Genomic DNA, 13,141 nt, shown 5'->3' on the forward strand with positions numbered 1-13,141 from the left:
CAAATCATAAACACACGCCGAAAATCTATTCTCTAAATATTTCGCGTTACAGCCCGAAAATACGTCAAAAAATTATTCTCTAAATAGTTCGCGTTACAGCCCGAAATACGACAAAAAATTATTCTCTAAATAGTTCGCGTTGTGGCTAGGCGGCAAAACAAGGTTATCTTGGGGAGCATACAAAAGTATGTGACCCGAGTAACCGAGTGAAGCCAACACTGCCACAGCGTGAAATATGACGAGAATTTATTTGAGCTTGGCGAGCTGATCTTTAACTATTGCCTCAAACTGCTGAGCATCAATCGCGCCGGGGATCAACTCATCGCCGACAAGTGTAGCTGGCGTGCCATTCACACCCAACTTTTCCGCTAACATCATATTTGTGCGGATACCTTCACGACTTTTGTCACTGGCTTTAAGTTTCTCATTGCCTGTTGCTTTAAGCGCTTCTTTAATGTTTGCATCCGTTAGCATGCCTTGCTTTTGCATAAATTTATGATGTAAGGCCTCGAAGGCTTTTGGATCTTCTTGCCACAGCGTCATCACTAGTTGTGATGAGTCTAATGACGTTTGGCCTTTGAAAGGTAAGTATTTGATAACAACCGCGACATCTGGATTATTTTTCACTAACTCAACCAGTTGCGGATCAAAACGCTTACAGAACGGGCAGTTAAAATCAGTAAAGCTAACTAAAACCAGTTTTGCATCTTTTGCGCCAATGCGTGGGCTAGTGGGATCATTATACAGTGCGTTATGCTCTGCTTTTAATGTCTCTTGCATCTGTGCTTGTTGCTTTTCACCTTGTTTTGCTTGCAAAGCAACAATCGCTTCTTCAAGAATTTCAGGATTTTCAACCAGCGTATCACGCACTAGTTTACGGACTTGTGCTTCTTGATCTGCGGTTAATGGAGCCGCATGTGCCGTTGCACCCAGCATTAGCGATGAGAATAGAACAGCTAAAATTGTTTTTTTCATTTTTCGGCTCCTTTGGCCTCTTTCATAATTGATAATAGTGATTCACGATCAAGTATCGTTGACAGTATTTTCCCCTCTGCCAAGTTAGGGCCATAAATTTGGTTAAATGGAACCGCGACTTGTCCACGTTGTTGCAAAAAGGCGGTAATTTCTGGAGAAGGTTTCGTCCAATCGCCTCTTAATGCCACAACATCAGGTTCACTTAATGTTTGCTGTATTTCATCTCTCAACAAGACATTATATTTATTCGCTTTACAGGTTACGCACCATTCTGCGGTTACATCAATAAATACCCGCTTATTTTGTGAAAGTGCTTGCGTGATTGCTTGCTCAGTTAAAGGCTGCCAATCAACACTGTCTTTCACCAATGTGTGGCTGCCTCCATTTTGATCAAGCGCCATCCAGCTAAATCCACCCGCAAGGATCGCAAAGAGAATAAACGGCAGTATTGTTTTAGCTATTCCATTGTTTTTTAATAGAAAAACAACAAGTAACAATAGGAAGATAACTGCAATAATAATAGAGTAAGTGGCGCCAAAGTGGGGGATCAATAAACTAATTAACCACAAACTCGATACCAGCATCATCATGCCAAGTACGGCACGAAGTTTGCTCATCCAAGCACCCGGTTTTGGTAATAACTTGGCGATGGCTGGAAATGCGGCTATCAGTAACCAAGGCAGGCTCATACCGACACCTAAAGCCGTAAAGATAAGCCATAGCTGTTCCATTGGTGCAGCAAGCGCAAATGCCACTGCAGTGCCCAGAAAAGGTGCAGAACAAGGCGTCGCTAATAACGTTGCAAAGACGCCTTGCCAAAAGTGCCCACTATTACTATGGCCACCCGCTGTCGCTAAACGTGTATTAGCTTTGCTGCCAAGGTTGATTTCAAAAAGACCAAATAAGTTTGCGGTAAACAATGCAGTCACAAGCACCATAAAGCCGATAAACCACGGATTTTGGAATTGAATTCCCCAGCCCACCACTTGCTGACCGACTCGCAGCAAAGTCATTAGCAATGCCAATAACCAGAAAGAAACTAAGATACCGGATGATGATAATAAAAATTGGCGGCGGATCGTTTTTTGTTCACCTTGCGGCACCATCAATACCGAGCCAAGTTTCATGGCTAAAACAGGCAAAACACACGGCATTAGGTTTAAAATCAGTCCACCTAATAATGCGAATGATATTATTTGCCATAATGGGATGGCTAACCCAGCACTGCTTTGTATTATCGAGCCAGTAAATGGTGAAACTTCGCTGCTAACTTGCTGAGAAATATCACCATCAGTGACAACAAAAGAGACCGTTTTACCGGTTAAATCCGGTGCTTCACCGCCCCAGTCATCACCCACATCAATCGTTGCTGTTAGGTTATTTCCAGACACATCAATTTTGGGTACGCCAAATGCAGCACCTTCAATCGCATCGGTAAATAGATTCGGTTTTCCCCATTCACTACCTGCCGTTTTCTGTAGTTCAACGACCAATTTATCGCCAGAGAAACCAACTTTTGTTTGTTCAACTAAGCCACTCGTTGGCGGAACACCGCCTTTAGCTTGGTTAAAAGCCCAACTAAAATCAGCAGGCGCTGGCTCTGTTAAATCTAACTCAAACGGGTAGTCAGTAAGGATACAAACATTGCTACAAGTAGACAGTGTTAAAACACCCGATAATTTATCAAGTTTTTCATCACTGGTTACCGTAATCGGAAAAACGATATCCCCCATGTAACCTTGTGTTGAAATACCGGCAACATCAAAGCGCCCTGGTGCTGGCCACTGCCAGTCAACGGAATTAACTGGGCTTTCCCAATTAATTGCAGGAGCAACCCCACCTTCTCCCGGTGATCGCCAATAGGTTTTCCACCCTTCTTCCAATTTAACATCTAATAAAATGTTAACTTTACCGTTTTCTTGTGCAGAGCTAAGTAAACGTACTTCTGCATGTCTTGGGCTGTTATCGTTCATCCAACCCGTTTTGGCAGGCTGTAACCACCCCGTATCGGCAGCCTGAAGGCTACTCGAAAATAGAGCAAATAATATAAATAATGAATTAATAAAAAAACGCATGGTTCCTCCAGAATAAATGACACCAACGAACTAAAAATCGTGGTGTTCTAATTCCGAAGATTACAGAACTGTAAGTGGAGCCTGACTTTAGGAGGGGCATGTTTCTCTTCACGGTTTGCTCTATATATAAAGAGGTTAGTGCAAAAAACAGCGAGTACAGCCAAAGAAAGAAACACAAAGAAAAACGGTTCAATAACAACAGGTATCAGTGTTAATAAAGACTTGGCACTGAGCTCACAGGTTGAAAGGTTTGAGTCGCTATCTTTTTGCTGTTCAGTATAGGAAAACAGAGATTCAGGATTAGAGTGTAACTGTGTAACGGAATGCGGAACTAAAAAATGGGCGAATAGACGCTCTCCGAGGGCTCTTTGATTCATACAAACCAATACCATCAGACAGGCGAGTATCACTAATCCATTGCCTAATTTTAAATGCCTATTCATTTATGTCTCAGATCATCATCCTAAAACCACACCAGTGAACCGCTTTCGGCCTGTGTACGTTGTTTATCTATACCCAAAATAATTCAAGGGAAATGTCGTCGCGACCTCAGTGATGCATAAGCGTGTGATTCGACGAGTTAAGTGACGTTAACAACCCGATAAAGTGATGAATGACGAGTATATAAGCCAAATAAAGATCACATCTTACACAGCAAAACATTCGGTACAAGTAGCAACGGCTAACCTTACAAACATTACCATTCATTTATCACATTTAAACTCATCCTTATCTGAAACTAGGCACAAAAATTGCAACATCTGTGGTTGAGAATCCTAAATGAGGATGATTTGCACCCAGACAGTGCGCGATTATCGATTTTAGGCAACTATTCACCATATTAGTGCAGTAATTCAAGAACAGCCCAAATAATATGCGAGATAGCTCCCGATTTTGAAACAATTCATTTTCATTAGTTAACAATTTTAATTACTTTTTAACAATAATAAAACATATAGCTAATGATCGCGGCATTGATGAAATCTGCGAAACATCAGCAAGCACAACACAATAAAACCAAAATAATTCGAGTTACAGGTCGCTGAACGTAGTCAACATCCCTGCAACTTGAAGTATGAGGGTTATACACCGATGTTCTAAAGGAGCTGTAATTATGCGTATAAGTAAGCTTGCATTATCGATGATGATTCTAGGTGCTACCTGTGCAGTTCAAGCAGAAGAGTTAAATGGCACTCTGAAAAAAATTAAAGACAATGGTGTGATTGTTGTTGGTCACCGTGAATCTTCTGTCCCATTCTCTTACTATGATAACAGCCAAAAAGTTGTTGGTTATTCACAAGATTATTCAAACGAAATCGTCGATGCAGTGAAAAAGAAACTCAACATGCCTGATCTTGAGGTAAAACTTATCCCCATTACATCACAAAATCGTATTCCACTTCTCCAAAATGGCACATTTGATTTCGAATGTGGTTCAACGACCAATAATTTAGAAAGACAAAAACAAGCCGCTTTCTCTAATACTATCTTCGTTGTCGGAACACGTTTGCTGACGAAAGGTGATTCTGGCGTGAAAGACTTCGCCGATCTTGCAGGTAAAAACGTGGTTGTCACTTCGGGAACAACCTCTGAAATTCTGCTTAATCAGTTAAATGATGAGAAAAACATGAAAATGCGCATTATCAGTGCAAAAGATCATGGTGACTCATTCCGCACACTAGAATCAGGCCGAGCAGTTGCCTTTATGATGGATGACGCACTTCTTGCTGGTGAGCGTGCTAAAGCCAAAAAACCGACTATTTGGGAAATCGTGGGCAAACCACAAACAGAAGAAGCATACGGATGTATGCTGCGTAAAGATGACCCTCAATTTAAAGCGCTCGTCGATGACACAATTGCTAAAGCACAAACATCTGGCGTAGCTGAAAAATCCTTTGATCGTTGGTTTAACCAACCTATCCCACCTAAAAACCTGAACCTGAAATTTACGTTGTCTGATGAAATGAAAGCATTATACAAATCACCTAACGATAAAGCATTGAACTAATAAAAAGACAAACAGGGTGTTACTGGAAGTAAGAATTGCAAGGCGGTCGTTCCCCGCCTTGCATCCTCTTCCCAGTTTTCGGGACAATGTTGTTGCCCACAGGAAGTCATATTATGTCTATAAATTGGAATTGGGGAATATTCCTACAGGAAGCCCCGTTTGGGAATACCACCTATTTAGGGTGGTTAATATCTGGCCTTGAAGTCACGGTTACATTATCCATTTGCGCATGGATCATCGCTTTCTTAGTCGGCTCATTTTTCGGTATTTTACGCACTGTTCCTAACCGCTTTTTAGCTTTTTTAGGCACAGCCTATGTCGAACTTTTTCGTAATGTCCCACTCATTGTTCAATTCTTCACTTGGTACTTAGTGGTTCCTGAGCTGCTGCCTAAATCTATAGGTGATTGGTTTAAAATGGAGTTAGATCCAAATTACCAATTCTTCATTTCTTCGATGCTTTGCCTTGGTCTATTTACCGCAGCTCGAATGACAGAGCAAGTTCGTGCCGCAATCCAATCACTGCCTAGAGGACAAAAAAGTGCGGCTTTAGCCATGGGATTAACGTTACCGCAATCTTACCGTTACGTTTTATTGCCAAATGCTTATCGTGTCATTTTGCCACCAATGACCTCGGAAATGCTTAACTTAGTCAAAAACTCGGCTATCGCATCAACCATTGGGTTGGTTGACATGGCAGCACAAGCTGGAAAGCTGCTTGATTACTCGGCTCACGCTTGGGAATCGTTCACGGCAATTACATTAGGCTATGTCGGTATCAACGTGATTATTATGATATTGATGACCCTGCTTGAGCGTAAAGTTCGCTTACCTGGCACACTGGGAGGGCGATAAGATGATTTATGATTTTGACTGGAGTTCCATAGCACCGAGTATGCCATTTTTGATTGATGGCTTCATCGTTACAGCAAAAATCACGGTCACAGCCATTGTGGTGGGCATTTTGTGGGGAACCGTACTTGCTGTTATGCGTTTGTCTTCATTCGCACCGATCCGCTGGTTTGCGGTGCTATACGTCAATACTTTCCGCTCAATCCCCCTCGTCATGGTATTGCTGTGGTTCTATTTGATTGTGCCTACCTTATTACAAAATGTTCTAGGCTTATCACCAAAAAATGATATTCGTTTGATTTCTGCAATGATAGCCTTTTCATTGTTTGAAGCGGCTTATTACTCAGAAATTATCCGAGCAGGCATTCAAAGTATCTCCCGAGGCCAAGCCTCTGCGGCGCTAGCGCTCGGTATGACGCATATGCAGACCATGAGACTCATTGTGTTACCACAAGCATTCAAAGCGATGGTTCCATTATTGCTAACGCAAGGTATTGTGTTATTTCAGGATTCCTCACTTGTCTACGTACTGAGTCTGACCGACTTTTTCCGCACCGCAACCAACATTGGTGAGCGTGATGGTACGCAAGTAGAGATGGTGCTGTTTGCAGGTCTGGTGTACTTTATTATTAGTTTTGGCACTTCTATGCTAGTGAATTATCTTAAGAAAAGGACTGTTTCATGATAACCCTGAAGAATGTATCTAAATGGTATGGCCAATTTCAGGTACTCACCGATTGCACAACTGAAGTCAAAAAAGGCGAAGTTGTAGTGGTCTGTGGGCCTTCTGGTTCTGGTAAATCCACATTAATAAAAACAGTGAATGGTTTGGAACCTATTCAGCAGGGTGAGATTTTTGTCAATGATATTCAGGTCAATAACAAAAAAACTGACCTCGCTAAACTACGTTCTAAAGTCGGCATGGTGTTTCAACACTTTGAGCTATTCCCTCACCTCTCAATCATTGAGAATTTAACGCTAGCACAAGTTAAAGTATTAAATAGGGATAAAAAAGAAGCTGAAGCTAAAGCACTAAAACTATTAGAGCGTGTAGGTTTATCTAACCATGCGAATAAATTTCCAGCTCAACTTTCAGGCGGGCAACAACAGCGCGTTGCGATTGCGCGAGCATTATGCATGGATCCTATCGCCATGTTATTTGATGAACCCACATCAGCACTCGACCCTGAGATGATCAACGAAGTGCTTGATGTTATGGTTGAGCTTGCCAATGAAGGCATGACCATGATGGTGGTAACCCATGAAATGGGCTTCGCTAAAAAAGTGGCCAACCGTGTTATTTTTATGGATGAAGGCAAAATTGTTGAAGACAGTAAAAAAGAAGACTTTTTTGCTAATCCTCAAACTGACCGCGCCAAAGATTTCCTCGCTAAAATTCTGCATTAATTTAACTCAGTCACCGCTCTGCTTGCAGGAAGCCCGAAAGGGCTTCACTGCTTCAATGACATCATCCCGCCTATTATCTGGCTTTTGATCGATAAATTTTTTTGAAAATGAAAATATGGAGAGCAATGTTGCTTAAGGCTTGTTGTTGTTAGGCATGATCCGTTATGCTATAGCGATCTAAGTTAAAGAAAAACATTCACGCATTACTTATTCCATAGGATTATCGGTGCCATGCAAGAACAATATCGTCCAGAAGATATAGAGCCTAAAGTACAGCGTCACTGGGATGAAAAAGAAACATTCAAAGTGATAGAAGACAACAGCAAAGAAAAATACTACTGCCTGTCCATGCTACCTTACCCTTCTGGTCGACTTCACATGGGCCATGTGCGTAACTACACCATTGGTGACGTAATCTCTCGTTACCAACGTATGTTGGGGAAAAACGTTCTCCAACCTATTGGTTGGGATGCGTTTGGCCTACCCGCTGAAGGCGCAGCAGTTAAAAACAATACCGCCCCAGCACCTTGGACCTATGCCAATATCGATTACATGAAAGGTCAGCTCAAAATGCTGGGCTTTGGTTATGATTGGGACCGCGAAGTCACCACTTGTACCCCTGAGTACTATCGCTGGGAACAATGGTTTTTCACTAAATTATATGAAAAAGGTTTAGTGTATAAAAAAACCTCTGCAGTTAACTGGTGCCCACATGATTTAACCGTGCTGGCTAATGAACAAGTGGTAGATGGTTGCTGCTGGCGCTGTGATACTCCTGTTGAACGTAAAGAAATCCCGCAGTGGTTTATTAAAATCACTGACTATGCAGAGGAGTTGCTGAACGACCTCGATAAACTGGAAGATTGGCCAGAGCAAGTTAAGACCATGCAGCGCAACTGGATTGGTCGCTCAGAAGGAACGGAAATTACCTTTAATGTGGCAGATCGTGATGAAACATTAACGGTTTACACCACTCGCCCAGATACTTTTATGGGTGCAACTTATGTTGCTGTTGCCGCTGGCCATCCTCTGGCAAAAGAAGCTGCCACGAATAACCCAGAACTCGCGCAATTTATCGATGAATGCCGTAACACCAAAACCGCCGAAGCTGAAATGGCAACGATGGATAAAAAAGGTATGGCGACCGGTATTTATGTTATCCATCCACTCACACAAGAAAAACTGCCAATCTGGGTAGCTAACTTTGTTTTGATGGAATATGGAACAGGCGCTGTGATGGCAGTTCCAGCACATGACCAGCGTGACTGGGAGTTTGCACACAAATACAATTTACCGATTAAAGCCGTCATTGCAAATGCTGAAGGTAATGAACCAGACCTGTCAGAAGGCGCCATGACTGAAAAAAATTCACTGATTAATTCAGGTGAATTTAACGGTCTCGATAACGAAGCAGGCTTTAATGCTATTTCAGACAAACTGGTTGCTGTTGGTGCGGGTAAACGTAAAGTTAACTACCGCCTACGTGACTGGGGTGTTTCACGCCAACGTTATTGGGGCGCACCAATCCCAATGGCAACTCTCGAAGATGGCACCGTTGTTCCTATTCCAGAAGACCAACTTCCGGTTATTTTACCAGAAGATGTGGTTATGAATGGGATCACCAGCCCAATAAAAGCCGATCCTGAGTGGGCAAAAATGACCATTAATGGTCAGCCAGCACTGCGTGAAACCGATACCTTTGATACCTTCATGGAATCTTCTTGGTATTACGCACGTTACACTTGCCCTCAACATCAAGAAGGCATGTTAGATCCAACGGCTGCAAACTATTGGTTACCCGTGGATCAATACATTGGCGGTATCGAGCACGCCATCATGCACTTGATGTATTTCCGTTTCTTCCACAAATTAATGCGTGATGCTGGACTCGTCAACTCAGATGAACCTGCAAAACGCTTGCTGTGCCAAGGTATGGTTCTGGCTGATGCTTTCTATTATATCGGCAATGATGGTCAGCGCGTTTGGATTTCGCCTGCCGATGCAATTGTTGAACGCGATGAAAAGAATCGTATTATCAAAGCCGTAGACAGTGAAGGTCATGAACTGACCTATACTGGCATGAGCAAAATGTCTAAATCCAAAAACAACGGTATTGACCCACAATTGATGGTTGATAAATACGGTGCTGATACCGTTCGTTTGTTTATGATGTTTGCTGCACCACCAGAGCTTACCCTCGAATGGCAAGAATCAAGCGTTGAAGGCGCAAACCGCTTTGTACGTCGTGTATGGCGTTTAGTGCATGAGCACTCACAAAAAGGGGCAACTCAACCCCTAGATATCAATGCATTAACGGCTGAGCAAAAAGATTTACGTCGTGATTTACATAAAACGATTGCTAAAGTGACTGATGATGTTGGTCGCCGCTACGCATTCAATACAGCTATTGCTGCTGTTATGGAATTCATGAATAAATTAGTTCGTGCACCACAAGAAACTGAGCAAGATCGTGCGTTAGTTCAAGAATCTCTTGAGGCGATCACACTGATGTTGTCTCCAATTATTCCTCATGCTTGCTTCGAAATGTGGCAAGCGTTGGGTCATAATGAAGACATCGACTTTGCTAGCTGGCCTGTTGCTGACGAAAAAGCCATGATTGATGACACCAAACTCGTTGTTGTTCAAGTTAATGGTAAAGTTCGTGGTCGTATTACCGTTCCCGCAGATGCCAACCAAGAATTTGTTCTTGATATGGCGAAGCAAGAAATCAGTGTGGCAAAATATCTTGAAGACGTTGCTATCCGCAAAGTCATTTATGTCCCAGGTAAATTGCTGAACTTAGTGGTTGGCTGATAAGGAGGCCAGGTGCGTTATTTGATAACTTTATTTTTAAGCCTTGCGGTGCTCGTCACCGCAGGCTGCGGTTTTCGCCTTCAAGGAACAACACAAATTCCTGATGAATTGAAAACATTGCAGCTAAGTTCAAATGATCCTTACAGCTACCTCACTCGAGCGCTAAGGGGACAACTCAGGCTCAATAATGTCACCATCCTTGAGTCTGGGGATGCGAGTGTGCCGATTTTGAAAATTATCAGTTCATCTGAAAAAACAGAAACTGTGTCAATTTATCAAGATGGTAAAGCCGCTGAGAAACAGTTGACCTTTGTCATGAATGCACAAGTATTGATGCCAGATGGCGCTATCTATCCTTTGCAAAGCCAAGTTGAGAAAGTGTTTTTTGATAATCCATTGGAAGCACTGGCAAAAGATGCTGAAAATGAGTTAGTTAAGCAAGAAATGCAAGAACAAGCAGCGCGTATTTTAGTACGTAAATTACTGCTTGTTCATACGGCTGAACTTGAAAAAGCGAAAGCACAAACTGCCGAGCCTGCAACTCAACCATAATGACACGTATTTATCCTGAACAGCTGGCCTCTTCGTTACAAGAGTCTCTAAGAGGCCGCTATTTAATCTGGGGCAATGAGCCCCTACTTCTTCAAGAAAGCCAAGATGCCATTCGCAATGCCGCGAAAGCACAAGGTTTTGAAGAGCATTTTACGTTTTCATTAGAGCAAAATACTGACTGGGATGAAATTTTTAGCCTATGTCAGGCGCTTAGCCTATTTGCGAGTCGTCAAACCCTCACTTTATTGCTCCCCGAAAATGGCCCTAATGCAGCAATGGCAGAAAAGCTGGCTCAATTAGCACAGCTACTCCACAGTGACCTGCTGTTGATTTTACGCGGACATAAGCTGACTAAAGCACAGGAAAATAGCGCTTGGTTTAAAGCAATTAGCCAAGATGGCATCTATATCAGTTGCTTAACACCTGAATACCAGCGTCTGCCCCAATGGGTTTCAAAACGGGCTTATAGCCTAAAACTGTCTTTAGAGGCGGAAGCAAACCAACTGCTTTGTTATTGCTACGAAGGTAACTTACTGGGTCTTGCTCAAGCGCTTGAACGGCTTTCATTACTTTACCCTGACGGCAAGTTAACCTACCCACGTGTTGAAAATGCCGTGAATGACTCTGCACATTTTACACCTTATCATTGGGTTGATGCGATACTGGCAGGAAAATCACGTCGTGCATGGCATATTTTAGAGCAGCTTCAACAAGAAGATGTGGAGCCTGTTATTTTACTGCGCTCAATTCAACGCGATCTTATATTGCTGATAACATTGAAACGTCAATCTGTTAATACGCCACTCAAGACCTTATATGACCAGCACAAGGTTTGGCAAAACCGACGTGCACTGCTCGGTGAGGCACTTCAACGCCTGAGCCAACATCAGCTACAATCTGCGCTCATGTTACTGACACAAGCAGAACTCCATACCAAACAAGATTTTAGCCACTCCGCATGGCCGGATCTTCAGGCTTTATCTATGTTACTGTGTGGAAAATCTTTAGCCGAGAATTTTATTCATGACCTGTAAAAAGCCTATCAACAATGAATCTAAAGGTCTCCAAGCACTTTTTGGGGGGACTTTTGATCCTATCCATTATGGGCATTTACACCCAGTTGAAGCGCTTGCTAAACAAGTCGGCTTACAAAAAGTTATCTTATTACCAAATCATGTTCCACCGCATCGTCCACAACCTGAAGCAAATCCAATACAGCGGCTGGAAATGGTGCGCTTGGCCATTCAAGACAATCCATTATTTACCATTGATACCCGTGAACTGGAAAGAAATACACCATCATATACTCTTGATACACTAACCGCCCTGCGTCAAGAGATGGGCTCACAACAACCGTTAGCATTTATCATTGGTCAAGATTCTCTGTTATCAATTAAGTCATGGTACGGTTGGGATAAACTTCTTGATAACTGTCATTTATTGGTTTGTTCTCGTCCAGGCTATGCGACTGATTTTAACGATGTACAAATGCAAGCGTGGCTAAAACAACATAGAACCGAAGATCCAAGCCAATTACGCAATGCTCCGCATGGTTATGTCTATCTTGCTGATACACCTTTAGTTAATATTTCCGCCACCGAAATTCGTCAAAAATTAAGCGCTGGAAATTTATGCAATGAATTACTCCCTCCTAAGGTTTTTGAATATATTCGCTCCCATCACCTTTATCAAAAATAAGGTAACTTTCTGAGCTTTTCACAATTAGGATATGGCTCAAAATAATATTGCCCACTTAAATAATTATCAGGATATAGCGTCAGTAACTGTTGCATCATCGCTAATGGCTGGCTAATCGGTAAACTCCCCTCGCGATAATCATTAATTAACCCGAGTAAGTGCTTTTTCTCATCTGGTGAGGCCTTTCGTTTAAAATAACCCTGCATGTGACTAAGTGCATTAACTTGAATATTTTTCGATGGCATGCAGCCGAATATCTCCATTAAATGGGCTTTATATTGTGAAAAAAGCAGCTTTAAATCATCGCCTTTTTTTAGCTCGGCCACTAATTTTCCGGTTAATTGATAACCGATCGGTGAATACGCCATAATGAGATACTTGTGCCGACTGTGAAATAGGATAATTTCATGATGCGTTAACTGCTGCGCAAGTTTTTCAATCCGTTGTAAAAGATAAAGTTGCGTAAAAAAATGGTCGAGTTTCTGCAAATCATGCCATTCAACATCGGCTATCATCGGTAAACTTGCAGGAAAAAATGCAAGTACCTTTTGCGCTTGATTATTTGGATAAATAAGACCTACGCTTTCATAATCAGTGGGTTTAAATTTCTCTGGCGAAAAACATTCCGCAATAGAATTGGTTAACTGTTGTATCTCGGATGATGGATACGTTATTTCATCAAATATGAAAATTTTTGGTTTCATTAATTGCACAATATTCCTCTTATTCTAAAATACTTTTGGAGTAGCTGAAGACTGAGT

At 42.1% G+C, this 13,141-nt stretch carries 12 protein-coding genes; 8 read left to right on the forward strand and 4 right to left on the reverse strand.

The genetic code is table 11. The annotated features are described in order from the left end of the window. Window positions 1–246: 246 nt before the first annotated feature. The 3 genes from M998_RS05850 to M998_RS05860 are packed head-to-tail and all read right to left on the reverse strand — an operon-like array spanning window position 247 to window position 3,493. A complete protein-coding gene (locus M998_RS05850) occupies window positions 247–975 on the reverse strand; it encodes a DsbA family protein (protein WP_068441458.1) in 729 nt (242 codons plus the stop codon). Continuing rightward, a complete protein-coding gene (locus M998_RS05855) occupies window positions 972–3,050 on the reverse strand; it encodes a protein-disulfide reductase DsbD family protein (RefSeq protein ID WP_068908023.1) in 2,079 nt (692 codons plus the stop codon). Before M998_RS05855 ends, M998_RS05850 begins: the two co-directional genes overlap by 4 nt. Before the next feature lie 47 nt (window positions 3,051–3,097). Continuing rightward, entirely contained in the window at window positions 3,098–3,493 is a 396-nt protein-coding gene (locus M998_RS05860) for a metal resistance protein (protein WP_068441452.1), read from the reverse strand. A 671-nt stretch (window positions 3,494–4,164) separates the two neighbouring features. Here M998_RS05860 and M998_RS05865 point away from each other — a divergent pair. From M998_RS05865 to nadD, 8 genes are all read left to right on the forward strand, one after another. Next, window positions 4,165–5,058, forward strand: coding sequence for an amino acid ABC transporter substrate-binding protein (locus tag M998_RS05865; RefSeq protein ID WP_068441449.1), 894 nt, complete (start codon window positions 4,165–4,167; stop codon window positions 5,056–5,058). A gap of 113 nt (window positions 5,059–5,171) precedes the next feature. After that, window positions 5,172–5,912, forward strand: coding sequence for an amino acid ABC transporter permease (locus tag M998_RS05870; protein WP_068441446.1), 741 nt, complete (start codon window positions 5,172–5,174; stop codon window positions 5,910–5,912). A gap of 4 nt (window positions 5,913–5,916) precedes the next feature. Beyond that, a complete protein-coding gene (gene gltK, locus M998_RS05875; protein WP_068441743.1) occupies window positions 5,917–6,594 on the forward strand; it encodes a glutamate/aspartate ABC transporter permease GltK in 678 nt (225 codons plus the stop codon). After that, window positions 6,591–7,316 (forward strand): amino acid ABC transporter ATP-binding protein, encoded by a 726-nt coding sequence (locus M998_RS05880; RefSeq protein ID WP_068441443.1) that lies wholly within the window; start codon window positions 6,591–6,593, stop codon window positions 7,314–7,316. The genes gltK and M998_RS05880 overlap by 4 nt, the downstream gene beginning before the upstream one ends. A 231-nt stretch (window positions 7,317–7,547) precedes the next feature. Then, complete coding sequence (gene leuS / locus M998_RS05885) at window positions 7,548–10,130, forward strand: leucine--tRNA ligase (RefSeq protein WP_068441441.1); 2,583 nt, start codon at window positions 7,548–7,550, stop codon at window positions 10,128–10,130. Between the two features lie 12 nt (window positions 10,131–10,142). After that, window positions 10,143–10,682, forward strand: coding sequence for an LPS assembly lipoprotein LptE (gene lptE / locus M998_RS05890; protein WP_068908025.1), 540 nt, complete (start codon window positions 10,143–10,145; stop codon window positions 10,680–10,682). Then, window positions 10,682–11,716: a DNA polymerase III subunit delta gene (gene holA, locus M998_RS05895; protein ID WP_068908027.1), complete on the forward strand. Its 1,035-nt coding sequence runs from the start codon at window positions 10,682–10,684 to the stop codon at window positions 11,714–11,716. The genes lptE and holA overlap by 1 nt, the downstream gene beginning before the upstream one ends. Next, window positions 11,706–12,380: a nicotinate-nucleotide adenylyltransferase gene (gene nadD, locus M998_RS05900; RefSeq protein WP_068908028.1), complete on the forward strand. Its 675-nt coding sequence runs from the start codon at window positions 11,706–11,708 to the stop codon at window positions 12,378–12,380. Before holA ends, nadD begins: the two co-directional genes overlap by 11 nt. Here the strand turns inward: nadD and M998_RS05905 are convergent. Then, window positions 12,371–13,084 carry a YbgA family protein gene (locus M998_RS05905; RefSeq protein WP_068908058.1) on the reverse strand — a complete coding sequence of 238 codons (714 nt, stop codon included), beginning with the start codon at window positions 13,082–13,084 and terminating at the stop codon, window positions 12,371–12,373. The genes nadD and M998_RS05905 overlap by 10 nt on opposite strands. Window positions 13,085–13,141 lie beyond the last annotated feature (57 nt).

The sequence above is a fragment of the Providencia heimbachae ATCC 35613 genome, assembly GCF_001655055.1.
Classification (GTDB): Bacteria; Pseudomonadota; Gammaproteobacteria; order Enterobacterales; family Enterobacteriaceae; genus Providencia; species Providencia heimbachae.

What these genes read in the sequence shown, in the direction of transcription:
- M998_RS05870 (WP_068441446.1), top strand. Translation starts at nt 5,172, where the DNA reads ATGTCTATAAATTGGAATTGGGGAATATTCCTACAGGAAGCCCCGTTT.
- holA (WP_068908027.1), top strand. Translation starts at nt 10,682, where the DNA reads ATGACACGTATTTATCCTGAACAGCTGGCCTCTTCGTTACAAGAGTCT.
- M998_RS05850 (WP_068441458.1), bottom strand. Translation starts at nt 975, where the DNA reads ATGAAAAAAACAATTTTAGCTGTTCTATTCTCATCGCTAATGCTGGGT.
- nadD (WP_068908028.1), top strand. Translation starts at nt 11,706, where the DNA reads ATGACCTGTAAAAAGCCTATCAACAATGAATCTAAAGGTCTCCAAGCA.
- M998_RS05865 (WP_068441449.1), top strand. Translation starts at nt 4,165, where the DNA reads ATGCGTATAAGTAAGCTTGCATTATCGATGATGATTCTAGGTGCTACC.
- M998_RS05905 (WP_068908058.1), bottom strand. Translation starts at nt 13,084, where the DNA reads ATGAAACCAAAAATTTTCATATTTGATGAAATAACGTATCCATCATCC.
- leuS (WP_068441441.1), top strand. Translation starts at nt 7,548, where the DNA reads ATGCAAGAACAATATCGTCCAGAAGATATAGAGCCTAAAGTACAGCGT.
- M998_RS05855 (WP_068908023.1), bottom strand. Translation starts at nt 3,050, where the DNA reads ATGCGTTTTTTTATTAATTCATTATTTATATTATTTGCTCTATTTTCG.
- M998_RS05880 (WP_068441443.1), top strand. Translation starts at nt 6,591, where the DNA reads ATGATAACCCTGAAGAATGTATCTAAATGGTATGGCCAATTTCAGGTA.
- M998_RS05860 (WP_068441452.1), bottom strand. Translation starts at nt 3,493, where the DNA reads ATGAATAGGCATTTAAAATTAGGCAATGGATTAGTGATACTCGCCTGT.